14 protein-coding genes and 1 tRNA gene are annotated in these 16,799 nt (G+C 72.6%); 8 read left to right on the top strand and 7 right to left on the bottom strand.

The genetic code is table 11. The annotated features are described in order from the left end of the window. A partial coding sequence (locus tag GU5_RS14140) for an AzlC family ABC transporter permease (protein WP_010524489.1) occupies positions 1-1,018 on the bottom strand: 1,018 nt, incomplete at its 3' end. Further along, entirely contained in the window at positions 1,015-1,599 is a 585-nt protein-coding gene (locus GU5_RS0105035) for a helix-turn-helix domain-containing protein (RefSeq protein WP_010524488.1), read from the bottom strand. The genes GU5_RS0105035 and GU5_RS14140, both read right to left, overlap by 4 nt. A gap of 169 nt (positions 1,600-1,768) precedes the next feature. Here GU5_RS0105035 and GU5_RS0105030 point away from each other — a divergent pair, with 169 nt between their 5' ends. The 4 genes from GU5_RS0105030 to GU5_RS0105015 all read left to right on the top strand — a co-directional run bounded on the left by GU5_RS0105030 (position 1,769) and on the right by GU5_RS0105015 (position 5,469). Beyond that, positions 1,769-2,458, top strand: coding sequence for an SDR family oxidoreductase (locus GU5_RS0105030; RefSeq protein ID WP_029514021.1), 690 nt, complete (start codon positions 1,769-1,771; stop codon positions 2,456-2,458). 112 nt (positions 2,459-2,570) lie between these two features. After that, positions 2,571-2,644: transfer RNA gene (locus GU5_RS0105025), tRNA-Val, on the top strand. Positions 2,645-2,772: 128 nt separating this feature from the next. Then, positions 2,773-3,144, top strand: a complete 372-nt coding sequence (gene cutA, locus GU5_RS14135) for a divalent-cation tolerance protein CutA (RefSeq protein WP_010524486.1) — start codon at positions 2,773-2,775, stop codon at positions 3,142-3,144. Between the two features lie 183 nt (positions 3,145-3,327). Beyond that, a complete protein-coding gene (locus GU5_RS0105015) occupies positions 3,328-5,469 on the top strand; it encodes a threonine/serine exporter ThrE family protein (RefSeq protein WP_010524485.1) in 2,142 nt (713 codons plus the stop codon). Positions 5,470-5,499: 30 nt separating this feature from the next. Here the strand turns inward: GU5_RS0105015 and GU5_RS0105010 are convergent, their stop codons facing one another. Beyond that, the gene (locus tag GU5_RS0105010; protein ID WP_010524484.1) at positions 5,500-6,186 is read right to left on the bottom strand and encodes a uracil-DNA glycosylase; all 687 of its coding nucleotides are present in this window, start codon (positions 6,184-6,186) and stop codon (positions 5,500-5,502) included. Positions 6,187-6,330: 144 nt separating this feature from the next. On the opposite strand from GU5_RS0105010, the gene GU5_RS0105005 reads away from it, so the two are divergent. From GU5_RS0105005 to groL, 3 genes are all read left to right on the top strand, one after another. After that, on the top strand, positions 6,331-6,702 hold the full coding sequence (locus GU5_RS0105005) for a DUF3263 domain-containing protein (RefSeq protein ID WP_010524483.1): 372 nt from the start codon (positions 6,331-6,333) through the stop codon (positions 6,700-6,702). A gap of 112 nt (positions 6,703-6,814) precedes the next feature. Continuing rightward, the gene (locus tag GU5_RS0105000; RefSeq protein WP_010524482.1) at positions 6,815-7,426 is read left to right on the top strand and encodes a LytR C-terminal domain-containing protein; all 612 of its coding nucleotides are present in this window, start codon (positions 6,815-6,817) and stop codon (positions 7,424-7,426) included. A 303-nt stretch (positions 7,427-7,729) separates the two neighbouring features. Then, positions 7,730-9,379 carry a chaperonin GroEL gene (gene groL / locus GU5_RS0104995; RefSeq protein WP_010524481.1) on the top strand — a complete coding sequence of 550 codons (1,650 nt, stop codon included), beginning with the start codon at positions 7,730-7,732 and terminating at the stop codon, positions 9,377-9,379. A gap of 115 nt (positions 9,380-9,494) precedes the next feature. Here groL and GU5_RS0104990 read toward each other — a convergent pair whose 3' ends face one another. Next, positions 9,495-11,036, bottom strand: coding sequence for a HAMP domain-containing sensor histidine kinase (locus GU5_RS0104990; protein ID WP_010524480.1), 1,542 nt, complete (start codon positions 11,034-11,036; stop codon positions 9,495-9,497). A gap of 37 nt (positions 11,037-11,073) precedes the next feature. After that, entirely contained in the window at positions 11,074-11,805 is a 732-nt protein-coding gene (locus GU5_RS0104985; RefSeq protein ID WP_010524479.1) for a response regulator transcription factor, read from the bottom strand. 284 nt (positions 11,806-12,089) lie between these two features. Between GU5_RS0104985 and GU5_RS16990 the strand changes: the two genes are divergently transcribed. Beyond that, positions 12,090-13,064 (top strand): hypothetical protein, encoded by a 975-nt coding sequence (locus tag GU5_RS16990; RefSeq protein WP_010524478.1) that lies wholly within the window; start codon positions 12,090-12,092, stop codon positions 13,062-13,064. Positions 13,065-13,156: 92 nt separating this feature from the next. On the opposite strand, the gene GU5_RS0104975 is transcribed toward GU5_RS16990, so the two are convergent. Together GU5_RS0104975 and GU5_RS0104970 are read right to left on the bottom strand one after the other, a co-directional pair. Continuing rightward, positions 13,157-14,803 (bottom strand): DNA repair helicase XPB, encoded by a 1,647-nt coding sequence (locus GU5_RS0104975; protein WP_033227889.1) that lies wholly within the window; start codon positions 14,801-14,803, stop codon positions 13,157-13,159. Continuing rightward, positions 14,800-16,799, bottom strand: a 2,000-nt coding sequence (locus GU5_RS0104970) for a helicase-associated domain-containing protein (RefSeq protein ID WP_010524476.1), incomplete at its 5' end; no start/stop codon positions are given. The genes GU5_RS0104975 and GU5_RS0104970, both read right to left, overlap by 4 nt.

Raw genomic sequence — 16,799 nt, 5'->3', positions numbered from 1 at the left:
CGGCCAGCGCCCCGAGCCGGGCGTCGACGACCACGCCGTCGTCGCCGTCGACGCTGTTCATCGTGACCAGTGCGGCGAGCAGGGCCACGGTCATCAGCCCCGAGATGCGGCCCACCAGCGGGTGGCGCAGCCAGGAGCCGGGGATCAGGTGGCCCACCAGCTTGGTGGCGTAGACGGCGGCGCTGGCGGCCAGCACCCAGAGCCAGAGCGTCATCGGCGGGCCTCCTCGGTCGCATCGTCGTCCGGCACCTCGGTCTGATCCTCGGCCCGGTCCTCGGTCTGATCCTCGTCCTGGACGGCGCCTCCGCGTCGGCGGGGCGGCCAGTCCCCAGACGATCGCGACGACGGCGGCGAGCAGCACCGGGGCGCCGGCGGGCAGCGCCGGCATGGTCAGCGCGGTGACCAGCGCGGCGACCACGGCCAGCGCCCACGGCTCGGCGCCGCGCAGTCGCGGCCAGAGCAGCGCGAGGAAGGCCGCGACCACGGCGCCGTCGAGCCCCAGGGCCTCCGGCTCGCCGACGACGTCGCCGAGCAGCGCCCCGGCCGCCGTCGCCAGGTTCCACCCCGTGTAGCAGGCGACGCCGGTGACCCAGAAGCCGCGGCGCCGCTCGGCGTCGGTGGACTGGCTCATCGCCGTCGCCGCCGTCTCGTCGATGGTCAGCTGGGCCGCGAACAGCCGGCGGACCCCGCGCGGATCCAGCAGCGCCTTCATCTGCACGCCGTAGAGCGTGTTGCGCGCGCTGAGCAGCGTGGAGGCCCCCAGGGCCGCGGCCGGTGCGCCGCCGCCGGAGAGGATCCCGATGAAGGCGAACTGCGAGCCGCCGGAGAACAGCAGCGCCGAGAGGGCGACGGTCTGCCAGAAGGTCATTCCGGCCGCGGTGGAGAGCGCGCCGAAGGACAGTCCGTAGAGCGAGACGGCCACGGCGATGGACAGGCCGGTCCGGGTCGCCGGGGTCAGGCGGGCGTGCGCCGGCCGGCCGGTGCGTGCGCGGTGCGAGGCATCGGTCGTCGCGCTCATGCCGGGTGCTCCATCACCAGCACGAACCAGGCCCCGATGGTCAGCGCTTCGTAGCGGTGCGGCGCATCGCCGGGGAACATCGCATAGTCGCCGGGCCCCAGCTCCACCGGTTCCTCAGTTCGGCCGAGCCGCACTCGGCCGGCCCCGACGACGACGTGCTCCAGCGCGCCGCGCGGATGCGGCTCGGCGTCGCGGCGCTCGCCGGGCTCGAGGGTGACCACGTAGAGGTCGCGGCGCGCCTCCGGCCGCCCGCCGCTGAGCAGGGAGGCGGCGAAGTCGGCGTGCTCGGCGCGGACCTCGTCCCGCTCCCCGGCCCGGACGACCCGCGGCTCGGGGGCGGGGGTCTCGACGAGTCGGGCGAAGGGGATCTCCAACGCCGAGGCGATGGCCCAGAGCGTCTCGACGCTCGGGTTGCCGGAGGCCGATTCCAGCAGCGACAGCGTGGACTTCGACCGCCCGACGCGACGGGACAGCTCGCTGAGCGACAGTCCGGCGCGACGGCGTTCGGCCTGCACGGCCGCGGCGATGCGCTCCAGCGGTGCGCCGCCGCCGTCGTCGGGTGCCTCCGGCGTCTCGGCCATCGTCCCTCCCTCGGTTCCCCTGACGGATCGTTCGCTGATCCTGACACACGTTCGATGGATCGAACAACAGGCTCTCGGTCGGCCGGGTCCGGAATAGTCACACGATGGTGCTGTTGTGCCGGGTGCCGTCGCGATCGCGGCGACGCAGCAGACGATCGAGGAGGAGACGATGGCTGACGAGAAGCGTGTGGTGATCCTGGGCGGACACGGCAAGATCGCCCTGCTGGCGGCCCCGAAGCTGATCGAGGCCGGCTATGCGGTGGACTCGCTCATCCGCAACCCCGAGCATCGCGAGGACGTCGCCGCGACCGGCGCGAATCCGGTGCTCCTGGACATCGAGCAGGCCGACGTCGACGCGCTCGCCGGGGCCTTCGGCGGCGCCGAGGCCGTGGTCTTCTCCGCCGGCGCCGGCGGCGGGAACCCCGAGCGGACCCGTGCCGTCGACCACGACGCGGCGGTGCGGTCGATGGACGCCGCCGAGCAGGCCGGCGTCTCCCGGTACGTGATGGTCTCCTACGCGCGCAGCGAGACCGACGTCGACGCACTGGACCGCGAGTCCTCCTTCTTCCCCTATGCCCAGGCCAAGCACGACGCCGACGAGCATCTGCGCGGCACGGGGCTGGACTACACGATCCTCGGCCCCGGTCGGCTGACCCTGGAGCCGGCCACGTCGGCGCTGCAGCTGCTGGACTCCGCGGGGCGTCCGCTGGACGGCTCCGAGCCGCCGGCGGAGCTGCCCGGCGCCTCCCGCGAGAACGTCGCCGAGGCGATCGTCCATGTGCTGCGCACGACGGCGGCGACGCGCGAGACGGTGAACTTCGTCGACGGCGAGACCCCGCTGGCCGAGGCCATCTCCTGAGATCCTCGCCACGGCCGGCGGCCTCCGCGGCCCCCGGTTTCCCCTCGCGGCCTCGACGGTGCTAGGCTTTTCTGGCAATCGTCCGCGGCTCATGCCGCGACGAGCGTCGCGCGGATCCGTAGCTCAGTTGGTCAGAGCGCTCGCCTCACACGCGAGAGGTCGATGGTTCAAGTCCATTCGGATCCACCGCTTCGAAGAGCCCGTCGGTCACGACGGGCTCTTCGCGTCTGTCTGCGCCCCGTGCCGCGGTCTCGTCGAGCCTGTTCCGCTGGTCCTGCTGGTCGGGTCCGGCGAGGAGGCGGCACACTGGAGACATGAGCACCGTGCCGGACGAGCCGCCCCGCGACCCCGCCGCGCAGCAGAGCACCGCGCAGCACGTCGTCGCCCAGACCACCGTCGACTCGGCCGCCCGAGCTGACCAGCTCGCCCGACGCGTCGTCGAGGCCGGGCTGGCCGCCTGTGTGCAGATCAGCGAGGTGCGCAGCGTCTTCGCCTGGGATGGCGCCGTGCAGCAGGAGCCTGAGCAGCTGCTGGCGGTGAAGACCACCACCGCCGCCGTCGACGCCCTGCGCGCGCTGCTGGACGCCGAGCACCCCTATGACGAGCCCGAGCTCGTCGTCCTGCCGATCGTGGACGGCTCGCCGTCGTATCTGGCCTGGGTGGCCGAGAGCGTCGACCCCGGCTGAGACTCCGGCGGCCGGCTCGCGGGCGGCGACGGCGTCGTGTCCGCCGAGGAGGCGCGGCGGGCAGTACATTGAACACCGGCGCCCGAGGAGGCTCGGGCGCACCGTCGCGCAGGTGCGGCGGGCGTGACCGTGTCGAGGAGCGCGCCGCCGGCGCGCCGCGACCAGCAGAGGAAGGAGGGGCAGGTGGCCGCTGACGAGGAGCGTCGGGAGACGACCGGGGGCCGGGAGCCGCGGACGTCGGCGCAGCCGTCTTCGGGCGGGCCGGCCGCGACGTCCGCAGAGGACTATGAGCCCGAGGCCATCGACCCCGTCATCAGCGAGCCTGACCCGCAGACCAGCCTCATCCCGGTGGTCCGCCCGGCCTCCGCGACCGAGGACGAGGAGGAGAGTCCCGGGCTGGTGCGCACGCTGACCGGCTCGATCGCCTCCTCCTGGCAGGCCTCCCGCGAGGCCGAGGCCGCCCTGGAATGGGAGGAGTACGACGTCGAGGCCGCCGAAGAGCGGCTGCAGGAGCAGGACGGGGCCGAGGCGGCCCGCCATGAGTTCGCCCCGGACGCCTTCTACGAGCAGCCCGGCGCCGACGGCGGCGAGGCGCCGGCCGCCGAGCCCTTCCCCACGGGCAGCTCCTCGCCGGTGCAGGGGTGGACCGACAGTCGGTCGGAGGCCCCCTCGGAGACTCGGCACGAGGCCCGGACCGGCGGCATGCCCGGCGTCGTGCCCGGCCTCGAGTCGGCGGGCGGCGAACGTCCCGACGGCGGAGAGCCCGGCGACGGAACCGGGTCGGCCGCCGAGGTCCCGGCCGAGGCGCCGGCGACGCAGCCGATCCGGCGCGGCTCGGTGCTGCGTCCCTCGCGGCTGAAGGAGAAGCTGCCCGACCCGCTGAAGAAGGCGCCGCTGTTCGATCGCAGCGTCTTCGACCAGAAGGTCTCGCCGCAGATGTTCTTCCGGCGGATCATGCGCCCGCAGGGCCCGCCGACGACGTCGGTGCCGCTGGTCGCGCATCTGACCGGCACGCCCTTCGAGAACGTCCGCCAGGCCGAGCAGCCGGTGGACTCCGACGAGCTGGCCACCATCTCCTTCGTCCTGGACCTGGGCGAGACGCTCTTCCGCTACGGAGCCGGCGCGCTGGAGGTGGAGACCTCGATCATCGCGGTCACCGCCGCGTTCGGCATGTCCAACACCGACGTCGACATCACCAACCAGTCGATCAGCCTGAACTGGGCGCCGGAGGGCAAGATCCCGTACTCCCGGGTGCGGGTGGTGCGTTCCTGGTCGGGGAACTTCAAGTCGCTGGCGGCGGTGCACCGGCTGGTCAGCGACATCAGCATCGGTCGCATGACGCGTGCCGAGGCCGCGACGCGGCTGCATGAGATCACCCACGACCCCAAGCCGTATCCGCGGTGGATGGCCACCGTCTGCGGTGCGATCTTCGCCAGCTTCTTCGCCGCCTATCTCGGGGCTCCGGTGCTCGACGCCGCGCTGGGCTTCGCGGCGACGCTGCTGGTGCTGGGCACGACGCGGCGGCTGGCCGCCTGGCGCGTGCCGGAGTTCTACGGCCTGGCGGCCGGGGGCTTCGTCGCCACCTCCATCGCGATGGGAGCCTTCGGGCTCGGCGCGCCCGTGGCGCCGTCGATCGTGGTCTCCGGCGGGCTGATGATCCTGCTGCCCTCGGCGCGGATCGTCTCGGCCATCCAGGACGCGATCAACGGCTTCCCGCTGACGGCCGCCGGGCGCCTGGTCTCGGCGATGATCGCCTTCGCCGGCATGACCGCCGGCATCATGGCCGCCGTCGTCGTCGCCGATCTGCTCGGCGCCCCGGAGATCGACGTCGCGGTGCCGATGCACCGGCTCTATCATCCGGCGGTGCTGGTGGCGCTGGTCTTCTGCGCGGCGGTGGCCGCCGCCGTCGTCGAGCAGACCCGCTGGACGATGCTGCTGCCCACCGGGGTGATCTCCGCGCTGGGCTTCCTGGCCTACTTCGCCGGCGAGCAGATCGGGCTGGGCGAACGCATCATCCCGGTCATCGGCGGCACCGTCGTCGGGGCCCTGGGGCGCGTGGTCGCGCTGCGCATGGGCGCCCCGCAGCTGGTGATCGCCGTGCCGGCGATGATGTTCATGCTGCCCGGGCTGATGATCTTCCGCGGCATGTATCAGATCGCGATGGGCTCGACGACGACGTTCATGATGGGCGGCCTGACCCAGCTGTTCAACGCGCTGATCATCATCATGTCGATCGCCGCGGGCATCGTGCTCGGCGATGTGATCATGCGACGGTTCACCACCGGGCTGCCGTCCAACGAGCGCGAGCGCGCCCGACGGCGGTAGAGCGGCTCCGTCCCGGGGTCTGCGACGCCGCTAGAGCGACCAGTCGACCGGCTCGCCCCCCATCGCCTGCAGCGCCGCATTCGCCCGGGAGAACGGCCGCGAGCCGAAGAACCCGCGGCGGGCCGAGAGCGGCGAGGGGTGCGGGCTGGTGAGCACCGCAGTGTGCTCGCCGGCGTCGAGCAGCGGCTGCAGCGACTTCGCCTGGGATCCCCAGAGGACGGAGACCAGCGGTGTGCCCCGGGCGACCAGCGCGCGGACGGCGGCCTCGGTGATCTGCTCCCAGCCGATCCCGCGGTGCGAGGCCGGCGAGCCGGCGGTGACGGTCAGCACGCGGTTGAGCATCAGCACGCCCTGGCCGGCCCAGGGGCGCAGATCTCCGTGCTCGGCCGGGGCCAGGCCCAGATCGGTCTGCCGCTCGGCGTAGATGTTCTGCAGGCTGCGCGGGACCGGGCGGACGTCGGGGGCGACGGCGAAGGACATCCCGATCGGATGGCCGGGGGTGGGGTAGGGGTCCTGCCCGATGATCAGCACTCGGACCTGGTCGAAGGGCTGTCGGAAGGCGCGCAGCACGTCGGGCGGCTCGGGGAGCACGTGCTCCCCGGCGGCGCGCCGGCGCGCGACCTCGGCGCGCACGTGGTCGAAGGCCTCCTGCTGCGGAGCCAGGACGCGCTCCCAGCCGGGGTCGAGCGGGGCGATCAGATCGGTGTGCAGGTCCATCGCGCTCCAGCCTAGGCACATCGGGGGCGCGGTCGCGAGGCCGCCGGCGAGGCCGAGGGCGAACACAGAGCGCGGGGATGCCGCCGCCGTCGGCCGCCGCGCCGTAGGATGGGCGGTGCACCGACCAGTCAGGAGGAGGCCCCGATGAGCGCAGCCGGATCCGCGGACGCGGTCCTGGAGACCTCGCCGGACGCCGAGCCGACGCGTGCGACGTCGCGCGCGGCGCCGGGCGCGGAGGCGGACGATTCGTCGGCCGGGTCGACGGCCCGGCGGCTCGCCGACCCGCTCACCGAGCAGGAGCGGCAGATCCTGGACCTGGAACGCCAGTGGTGGAAGTACGCCGGCGCGAAGGACCAGGCGATCAGCGACCGGCTGGGGATCTCGGCGGTGGCCTACCACCAGGTGCTGAACCGTCTGATCGATGCGGAGGCCGCCCAGGCCCATGACCCGATGCTCGTCAAGCGGCTGCGCCGGCAGCGCGACGCGCGCCAGCGGGGCCGGGCCTCGCGGCGATGAGCGGGAGGACGAGGAGCACGGCGGCGTCGCGGACGTCGCCGACGGCCGCCGGGCCGCACCGGCGAGGGGCCGGTGACACCGATGACGCGCACGTGGTGAGGACACGACGACGATGACCCAGCATCATCCGCAGGACCAGTTCGACGAGGTGCCGCCCTACGAGGACGGCCGGATCGGCAAGCACCGGGCCGCGGCTCCCGCGCCGGAGCGGCGCGGCGGCGGCGCGCTGCGCTGGGTGACCCTGCTGGCCGTCTTCGCGCTGCTGGTCGGCGCCTTCAGCTACTTCGTGGTGCCGCGCCTGCCCGAGGACTGGGTGCCCTTCGCCGGCGACGACGCCGCCGAGCAGGAGGCGGAACCGTCCGGCGAGGCCTCCGGCGCCGCGGACGACGAATCCGGCGAGGGATCCTCCGACGGCGAGGAGGCTGCGGAGGAGACGCCCACCGCCGCCGACGCCGAGGCCCCGGTGCAGATCATCGACGCCGGCCTCCCCGAGGGCGGGCTCGACGACGTCGAGGCGCAGCTGGCCGAGATGCAGTACAACGTCACCAACACCGCCGAGTGGCAGGACGACTGGGGCGAGGTCCAGACCCCGGTGATCTACTACCCGAGCGGGCAGCAGGAGCACGCCCAGGACCTCGCGGAGACGTTCGGGGTCGAGACCGTCGAGGAGAACGACAACTGGAGCTTCGTGGCGCTGGTCGTCGGTGACGAGCAGGCCGAGTGAGGAGCCCGGCCGCGGCCCGGCGAGAGTTTGCACTCTCCTGGGCAGAGTGCTAAATATTGAGCTGGCACTCACTGTATGAGACTGCCAGGCGACGCGTCGGCGTCGGGCTGACTGCTCGGCGTCGTCATCGTCCGGCGGGCCCATGCAGGAGTGGGATGAACCTGAACAGGTGAGGCCGAGAAGTGCGCCTCCGGTGACGCGGAGGCGCGGCCGTCCGTCGCGGGCATCTGGCGAGGTTCGACCCTTCTGACGCGAACACGTCCGAATCACACCATCCGCAGTCCAGGAAGGACACGTGCCGATATGGCTAAGACCATCGCATTCGACGAGGAGGCCCGCCGGGGCCTCGAGCGAGGCCTGAACAGCCTCGCCGACGCCGTCAAGGTCACCTTGGGCCCCCGCGGCCGCAACGTCGTGCTGGAGAAGGCGTGGGGCGCTCCCACCATCACCAACGACGGCGTCTCCATCGCCAAGGAGATCGAGCTCGAGGACCCCTACGAGAAGATCGGCGCCGAGCTCGTCAAGGAGGTGGCCAAGAAGACCGACGACGTCGCCGGCGACGGCACCACCACCGCCACGGTGCTGGCCCAGTCCCTGGTCAAGGAGGGCCTGCGCAACGTGGCCGCCGGCACTGACCCGATGGGTCTGAAGCGCGGCATCGACAAGGCCGTCGAGGCGGTCACCGAGGAGCTCTTCAAGTCCGCCAAGGAGGTCGAGACCAAGGAGCAGATCGCGGCCACCGCCTCGATCTCCGCGGCCGACCCGCAGATCGGCGAGCTGATCGCCGAGGCGCTGGACAAGGTCGGCAAGGAAGGCGTCATCACCGTCGAGGAGTCGAACACCTTCGGTCTGGAGCTGGAGCTCACCGAGGGCATGCGCTTCGACAAGGGCTACCTCTCGGGCTACTTCGTCACCGACTCCGAGCGCCAGGAGGCGGTCCTCGACGACCCGTACATCCTGATCGTGAACTCCAAGGTCTCCAACGTGAAGGACCTCATCGGAGTCCTCGAGCAGGTCATGCAGTCGAGCCGTCCGCTGCTGGTCATCGCCGAGGACGTCGAGGGCGAGGCCCTGGCCGCGCTGGTGGTCAACAAGCTCAAGGGCACCTTCAAGTCCGTGGCCGTCAAGGCTCCGGGCTTCGGCGACCGCCGCAAGGCCATGCTGGCCGACATCGCTGTGCTGACCGGCGGCCAGGTCATCGCCGAGGAGGTCGGCCTGAAGCTGGAGAGCGCCACCCTCGACCTGCTGGGCACCGCCCGCAAGGTCGTCGTCACCAAGGACGAGACCACCATCGTCGAGGGCGCCGGCGACGCCGACGAGATCGCCGGCCGCGTCTCGCAGATCAAGGCCGAGATCGCCAACAGCGACTCCGACTACGACCGGGAGAAGCTGCAGGAGCGGCTGGCCAAGCTGGCCGGCGGCGTCGCCGTCATCAAGGCCGGCGCGGCCACCGAGGTCGAGCTCTCCGAGCGCAAGCACCGCATCGAGGACGCGGTGCGCAACGCCAAGGCCGCAGTCGACGAGGGCATCGTCGCCGGCGGCGGTGCCGCCCTGCTGCAGGCCGGCGCCCGTGCCTTCGAGCACCTCTCGCTGACCGGCGACGAGGCGACCGGCGCGAACATCGTCAAGCTGGCCGTCGAGGGCCCGCTGAAGCAGATCGCCGTCAACGCCGGCCTGGAGCCGGGCGTCGTGGCCGAGAAGGTCAAGTCGCTGCCGGACGGCACCGGGCTGAACGCCGCCACCGGCGAGTACGAGGACCTGCTCGACGCCGGCGTCAACGACCCGGTGAAGGTGACCCGCTCGGCGCTGCAGAACGCCGCGTCGATCGCGTCGCTGTTCCTCACCACCGAGGCGGTCGTGGCCGACAAGCCGGAGAAGAACGCCGCGGGTGCCGGCGCCGAGGGCGGCATGGACCCGATGGGCGGCATGGGCGGCATGGGCGGCATGATGTGATCATCGGCGCCCGCCGCGCGGGCTGAGCCGGACGCCGGCTGAGCCCGCACCGCACAGAGGCCCCGCAGGAGCGATCCTGCGGGGCCTCTGCTGTGCCGGGCGCCGGGCCCGGAGGTCAGCTCAACGAGCCGTCGTCCTCCTCGGAGTAGTCGGACTCGTGGTCGCTCTGGTCCTCGGGCTCGACCATCGGCAGCCGCAGCGTCATCGTCGCCCCGCCGCCCTCGGTCCCGCTGTGGCGGATCGTGCCGTCGTGCTGGGCGGCGATGGCCGCGACGATCGCCAGGCCCAGGCCCGTGCCGCCGGTGCCGCGGTCGCGGGAGGTGTCGACCCGGTAGAAGCGCTCGAAGATGCGCGCGGCATCCTCGTCGGAGATGCCCTCGCCGTGGTCGCGGACCTGCAGCACCGAGTCGGTGCGCCCCTGGATCAGGCTCTCGGTGCCCACCGCCAGCTCCAGCGGGGAGCCTTCCGGGGTGTAGCGCAGCGCGTTGGTGATCAGGTTGGTCACGATCTGGCGGATCTTGCCCTCTTCGCCCATCACCGGCGCAGGACGCGGCGGGCCGCCGTCGAGGCCGATCACGCGGACCTCGCGGTCCGGGCTGTTCACACCGAGGTCGGTGGCGGCGTCGTGGGCGATGAGGTTCAGGTCCGCCGGCGTGGACTGCAGCGGACGCTGCTCGTCGAGCCGGGCCAGATGGAGCATGTCCTCGACCAGCTGCGACATCCGCTTGGCCTCGGACTCGATGCGCCCCATGGCCTCCTCGACCTTCTGCTCCTCGTCGAGCCCGCCGTGGCGGTAGAGCTCGGAGAAGCCGCCGATGGTCACCAGGGGAGTGCGCAGCTCGTGCGAGGCATCCTGGATGAAGCGGCGCATCTTCTCCTCGGAGTCCGACTTCGCCCGGAACGCCGCCTCGATGTGCTCGAGCATCGCGTTCAGCGAGCGGGAGAGCCGGCCGATCTCGGTGTCCGGCGGCGCCGTGGTCTGCACGCGTTCGGAGAAGTCCCCGCCGGCGATGGCCGCGGCGGTCTTCTCCACCTGGATCAGCGGCCTGAAGGCCCGGGTCACCACGGCATAGGCGATCGTCGAGGCCCCGAGGGTGGCCAGCAGTCCGATGGTGGCCACCAGGAAGATGGCGCGCTCCACCGAGGTCTCGACGGTGTCGAGCTTCAGGGCGATCGCGATCGAGTTCTCGCCGGACTCCAGCCGGTAGAACTTCACGCGCCAGCCGCGCGAGTCCGGCTCGGTGCCGGGGACGTTGAGCGACTCCCCGCCGAGCTCCAGGACCTCCTCGGCGCTCATCGTCGGCAGATCGGGCAGATCGCGCCCGGGCACCTCCGGATGCGTGGAGGCTCCGGGGACCTTCTCGCCGTCGTTGGTCAGCAGCACCCCGTAGAACCGCAGGATGGAGAGCTCCTCGGCCCGCTCCTCGGCGCTGTCGGCGTTGGAGACCCGGGTGAGGTACATCGAGATGTTGTTGCGATTGGCGTAGAGGTCCTCGTCCAGATTGCGCAGCAGCTCCTGGCGGAACAGCGAGGCCGAGACGAAGGTGGTCACCGCCAGGGTCAGCACCAGCAGCCCGGAGATGATGGCGACCAGCTGCGTGCGCAGACTGGCGCGCCGCCACATCCGGGCGATGGCGTGCCAGGGAGAGGTGATCATGCGGTCGCGGCCTCGACGGCGACGGCCGGCCTCGGCATCAGGCCAGGCCCTGGGCCCGCTGGCGGCGCTCCCAGGTCTGGAGGACGTAGCCGACGCCGCGCTTGGTCTGGATCATCGGCGCGCCTTCGGCGCCCGAGTCGATCTTCCGCCGCAGGTAGGAGATGTAGGACTCGACGATCGAGGCGTCGCCGTTGAAGTTGTACTCCCAGACGTGGTCGAGGATCTGCTGCTTGGATAGCACCCGGTTGGGGTTCATCATCAGGTAGCGCAGCAGCTTGAACTCGGTGGGAGAGAGGTCGATCATGTCGCCGGCGCGGCGGACCTCGTGCGCGTCGTCGTCGAGCTCGAGGTTGTCGATGGTCAGCACCGCGTCCTCGTCCTCGAAGGGGGCCGTGCGGCGCAGCACCGCGCGGATGCGGGCGACGACCTCGTCCAGCGAGAACGGCTTGGTCACGTAGTCGTCGCCGCCGACGGTCAGTCCGGTGATCTTGTCGTCGGTGTCGTCCCGGGCGGTCAGGAAGAGCACCGGGAAGTGCTTGCCGGCCGCACGCAGCCGTCGGGTGACGGTGAACCCGTCCATGTCCGGCAGCATCACGTCGAGTACGGCGAGGTCCGGGTGGAACTGCTCGGCGGAGTCCAGGGCCTCGCGACCGGTGGACGCCGCCGCGACCTCGAACCCCGCGAAGCGCAGGGACGTGGCGAGGAGTTCACGGATGTTCGGCTCGTCGTCGACGACGAGCAGCTTGGCTTCAGGCGTCTTGTCACTCACGGGGCCCAGTGTCCCTCCGATGTCTGGACGTTGTCTGTACGAGCACTGTATGTCCGGTATGGGTCGCGTGCCCACCCCCTGATGCCCGGGGCCTCCCCTGGCCTGTGATGACTCTGTGGAAAGTGCGGGAAAGCGAGCGTGTTCCCACACCTTCCACAGAGTCACCTCTCGGTGCGGGCGGCGTCCTGCACAGGGGGCGCGGTCGGTGCGACGACGCGCCGCTGAGTGCACACCACGACGGCGCGCGGTCGTGACCGACGGCGACGGCGTCGAGGATGCCCGGTATGCGTACTCCCCGTCCGCTCCCCGAGGAGCTCCTCTCCGGCGTCTTCCCGCGGTCGCGGGCTCTGGCGCTCGGTGTCCCGCCGAACCGGCTGCGAGCGCGCGATGTCGAACGCGTCGGCCGGGGTCTCTACCGCGTCCTCTCGCCCTCCGGCGCACTGCTCGACGGGTTCCGCGCAGCGGCGGAGGGCGGCCGCTTCGCCCACGTCGACGCCGACCTCCTCAGCCTGATGCGCGCGCTGCAGCTCCAGTGCCCCGGCATGTGGTTCAGCCATACGACGGCCGCTCACCTGTGGAATCTGCCGCTGCCGCCCTGGCTCGACGGCGCCCGCCCGCTGCATGTCAGCCGTGCGGAGTCCTCGTCGTCGACGGATCGGATTCCGGGACTGGTCGCGCACGCCGTCGTCGTGGAGGACGGCGAGGTGGTCGACGTCGAGGGACTGCGGGTGTCACGTCCGGGCCGGGCCTACTTCGACCTGATGGGCGTGCTGCCGCTCCATGAGCTGGTCGCGCTCGGCGATCAGCTGATCCGCCGGCCGAACCCCGAGCTCGAGGGGCGCGACCGCCCCTGGGAGACGCCGGCGTCGCTGCGGACTCTGGTCGGGGACCACCGGAAGACCCGCGGCATCGTGGCCGGCCGCGAGGCTCTGGAGCGGATCCGCGACGGAGCTGATTCTCGGCCGGAGACGCTGCTGCGGCTGGCGATCGTCGACGCCGGACTCCCCGAGCCTCAGCTGCAGGTGACGCCGCGCCCAGGCAGTCCCTGGTCCGGGGACCTGGGGTACGAGGAGGAGAAGGTCGTCCTGCAGTACGAGGGCGAAGGGCACTTCAATCCCACGCAACAGGCCAGCGACCGCACGCGGAACGCGGCGTTCGTCGACGACGGGTGGACAGTGGTGATCGTGAACGTCGTCGACCTCCGCGATCGATTCCGGGGCGTGGTCCGCCGCGTCGACAGGCTTCTGCACGGCCCGTGACGGCCTGCCCGCCCCAGGGGATGACTCCGTGGAAGGTGTGGGAAAGTGCGCGCTTTCCCGCACTTTCCACCGAGTCATCGCAGGGTGAGGAGTCAGACGATGTCGTCGCCGTCGAGGATCGTGTAGCCGTAGCCCTGCTCGGAGAGGAAGCGCTGCCGCTTGGCCGCGTAGTCCATGTCCACGGTGTCGCGGGCGACCAGAGAGTAGAAGTGGGCGCGCTTGCCCTCGTCGGCGGCGTCGGTGCGCAGCAGCCGGCCCAGCCGCTGGGCCTCCTCCTGCCGCGAGCCGAACGTCCCCGAGACCTGGATCGCCACCGAGGCCTGGGGCAGGTCCACCGAGAAGTTCGCGATCTTCGAGACCACCAGCACATCCAGCTCGCCCTCGCGGAACTGCTGGAAGACCCGCTGCCGCCGTGCGGTCGATGTCGAGCCGGTCAGCACCGGCGCGTCCAGCCGCTCCCCGAGGGCCTGCAGCTGCTCGACGAACTGCCCGATCACCAGGATCTGCTCGCCGCGGTGGACGTGCCGGGCCACCAGGCGCGCGACGACGTCGTCCTTCGCCTCGGTCGCCGCGGCCAGCCGATGCTTCTCCCGGTCCGGGGCCGAGGCGTACTCCATCCGCACGGCCCGCGGCAGGTCCACCCGGATCTCGGTGCAGTCGGCCGGAGCGATCCAGCCCTGGGACTCCATCTGCTTCCACGGGGCGTCGTAGCGCTTCGGCCCGATCAGCGAGAAGACCTCGCGCTCGCGGCCGTCCTCGCGGATCAGCGTGGCCGTCAGCCCCAGCCGGCGGCGGGCCTGCAGATCGGCGGTGCGGCGGAAGATCGGCGCCGGCAGCAGGTGGACCTCGTCGTAGATGATCAGCCCCCAGTCGTGCTGGTCGAGCAGCTCCAGATGCGGATGCAGCTCGCCGCGCTTGACCGCCAGCACCTGGTAGGTCGCGATGGTCACCGGCCGGACCTCCTTGCGGTCGCCGGAGTACTCTCCGATGTCGTCCTCGGTCAGCGAGGTCCGGCGCAGCAGCTCGTCCTTCCACTGCCGGGCGGAGACGGTGGAGTTGACCAGGATCAGCGTGATCGTCGAGGACACCGCCATCACCCCGGCGCCGACCAGCGTCTTGCCCGCCCCGCAGGGCAGCACCACGACGCCGGAGCCGGCGGCCCAGAAGTTGTCCATCGCCTCCTGCTGGTAGCCGCGCAGGCTCCAGCCCTTCTGGTCCAGGTCGATCGGATGCGCGGTGCCGTCGACGTACCCGGCCTGGTCCTCGGCCGGCCAGCCCAGCCGCACCAGCGCCTGTTTCAAATCTCCCCGGGCCTGGCCGTGGACGGCGACGGTGGTCTCGTCGATCCGCGGACCCAGCAGCGGGGCCACCGCCGTCGCCGAGGAGACCTCCTCGACGTCGGCGGCGTCGGCGCCGCGCATCACCAGCCCGTGGACCGGGTCCTGCTCCAGCCGCAGCCGGCCGTAGCGGCCCATCGTCTCGGCGACGTCGACCAGCAGCGCATGCGGGACCGGGAAGCGCGAGTGGTTCAGCAGCGTGTCGATGACGAACTCGGCGTCGATGCCCGCCGCCCGGGCGTTCCACAGCCCCAGCGGGGTGATCCGGTAGGTGTGCATGTGCTCGGGCGCCCGCTCGAGGTCGGCGAAGGCCGCGACCGCCCGGCGGGCGGCGTCGGCGTCGGCGTGGTCGACCTCCAGCAGGATGGTCTTGTCCGACTGGACGATCAATGCTCCGCTCATCGCGCCTCCTGACGGTGGTGGGTCTCCGGGGTGCTCGCGGCGTCGTCGAGGGTGACGGCGGTGATCCGATGCACCAGCAGCACCGCCTCCTCGCCGCCGGCGGTGCGCAGCCGCACCCGTCCGGCGTTCAGCGCCGTGGGCACGCCGCGAGCGGGATGCTCGCGGCCCTGCGTGTCGACTCGGTGCAGGCGGACCGGCTGTCCGGCGCGCACCGCAGAGCGCAGCAGGGCGACGACGTCGGAGTCCTCGGTCACCGCCGCGGCGCCGGCCGCCGCTCCGCGCCCGGAGCGCAGGTCGGCGACGGCGCGGCGCACGGAGTCCGGGTCGACGGCGGCGGCGAGGGTGCGCACCGGCGTCCGCTGCCAGGGCGAGGCGATCAGGCTCCACGCCGCGGCGGACTCTGCGGCCGGGCGGGTCTCGGAGGCGCCCGCGGCGGATCCGCCCGGCGTCGCGGGCGCGTCCTCGTCGACGGCGGCCACTCCCACGCCCTTCAGCGCCCGGGAGAGCTCGGCCGGGGAAGCGTCGCAGATCAGCACCTCCTCGGTCAGCGGGCGCAGGCCCAGCCGGCGCAGATCCGGATGGTCGAGCAGCGCCTGCCGGGCGTCGGGGTCGGACTCCAGCAGCCAGGCCGAGGCGCCGCCGATCCGCACCCCGCGCCAGGTGCGGGCGGCGTCGTCGATGAGCGTGGTCAGCGACGACGGCGGCTCGGCCGTCGCATGGGCGGCCAGGAACGTGCGGATGCCCGAGGCGGTCCAGCCCGCGGAGAGGCCGCGCTGCAGCGAGGCGGCGGTGAAGCGGTACGTCGGGGCGCCGCCGCGGGTCTCCTTCTCCGCCAGCTGGTCCAGCCGCGCGGCGAGGTCGGGCGTCGGCGCACCCAGCGGCACGGCGGTGAGGTCGGACTGCAGATGCACCTGCTCGACCAGCGGCGGCAGGTCCTCGGCCAGCCGGTCGGCCAGCGCGGCGGCGCCGCGGGCCAGCGATTCGGGGTCGTCGGGGGCGTCGGGGGCGGCGTGGACGGCGGCGTGCCGGTGCGGGCCCTCGACGGGGTCCTCCGTGGCGTCGGCGGCGGTGTCAGCATCGAGGCCGTCCAGCAGCGCCCGGCCGGACGTGCTCAGCGCCCCGGCGGCCAGCAGGCCCAGTCGCTCGGCCTCGCGCACCATCGGCGGCAGCACGCCGCGCACCCTGGCCGTCGGCACCGGCGCCTCCCACTCCAGCCGGTCGAGCAGCGGACCGGTCAGCGCGTCCGCGTCGGGCTCGGCGTCGTCGGGCAGCCGCAGGACGTACAGCTGCGGCGGCTTCTCCGAGGCGCCATCGGAGGCGCCATCGGAGGCGCCATCGGACGCGTCGCCGGAGGCGGCCGCGTCGGTGAGCCGCCCGGCGGCGGCGAGCAGCCGCATCCGCAGCGTCGTCGCGTCGCCGCGCTGTCGTTCGGCGGTCAGTGCCGGGGCCGGGCGTGCTGTGGGATGCGGGCCGCGGACCAGCAGCGGGGAGCGCGGGGCGAGCAGCCAGGCCGAGACGAGCAGCTGGTGGCGGCGATGGCGCGGTGCCTGCTGCCAGCGGCGGGCCAGGCGGGAGATCGCCCAGCGGTCGGAGTCGACGTCGAGGTCGATCAGCCCCGCCGCGGCGGCGAGCTCCAGCAGCCAGCCGGTCTCGCCGACGTCGGCGTCGCCGGGCTTGGCCGCGGCACCGCGGGCGACGGTGAGCCGGCGCAGCTCGCGCATGCCGACGCCGCCGGTGCGCAGCGTCGCCGCAGGGGTCTCGGCGAGCACGCCGAGCAGATCTTCGACGGTGCTGAGCAGCTCGGTGACCGCGGCCAGCGCCCCGTTGCGCACCAGCGACGGCGGCACCGTCGCCGCCGCGTCGGCGGCGGGCGGGTCGAGCGGGGTCTCGCGGATCCGGTGCGGGCGGGGCAGGTCGGCCAGCACGCCGAGGAGGTTCGCCGCGACGGTCGGCCGCGGAGGGCCGGCCGCGGTCTCGGCGTCGGCGGAGCCGGTGC

Source organism: Nesterenkonia sp. F (assembly GCF_000220985.1).
In the GTDB taxonomy this organism is placed as follows: Bacteria; Actinomycetota; Actinomycetes; order Actinomycetales; family Micrococcaceae; genus Nesterenkonia.
Note: the sequence above shows the minus strand (reverse complement) of the source record. Positions and strands in the feature narration are given on the sequence as shown.

Coding starts and splice junctions, on each gene's coding strand:
- GU5_RS0105035 (WP_010524488.1), bottom strand. CDS start 1,599: ATGGCCGAGACGCCGGAGGCACCCGACGACGGCGGCGGCGCACCGCTG.
- GU5_RS0105030 (WP_029514021.1), top strand. CDS start 1,769: ATGGCTGACGAGAAGCGTGTGGTGATCCTGGGCGGACACGGCAAGATC.
- cutA (WP_010524486.1), top strand. CDS start 2,773: ATGAGCACCGTGCCGGACGAGCCGCCCCGCGACCCCGCCGCGCAGCAG.
- GU5_RS0105010 (WP_010524484.1), bottom strand. CDS start 6,186: ATGGACCTGCACACCGATCTGATCGCCCCGCTCGACCCCGGCTGGGAG.
- GU5_RS0105005 (WP_010524483.1), top strand. CDS start 6,331: ATGAGCGCAGCCGGATCCGCGGACGCGGTCCTGGAGACCTCGCCGGAC.
- GU5_RS0105000 (WP_010524482.1), top strand. CDS start 6,815: ATGACCCAGCATCATCCGCAGGACCAGTTCGACGAGGTGCCGCCCTAC.
- groL (WP_010524481.1), top strand. CDS start 7,730: ATGGCTAAGACCATCGCATTCGACGAGGAGGCCCGCCGGGGCCTCGAG.
- GU5_RS0104990 (WP_010524480.1), bottom strand. CDS start 11,036: ATGATCACCTCTCCCTGGCACGCCATCGCCCGGATGTGGCGGCGCGCC.
- GU5_RS16990 (WP_010524478.1), top strand. CDS start 12,090: ATGCGTACTCCCCGTCCGCTCCCCGAGGAGCTCCTCTCCGGCGTCTTC.
- GU5_RS0104975 (WP_033227889.1), bottom strand. CDS start 14,803: ATGAGCGGAGCATTGATCGTCCAGTCGGACAAGACCATCCTGCTGGAG.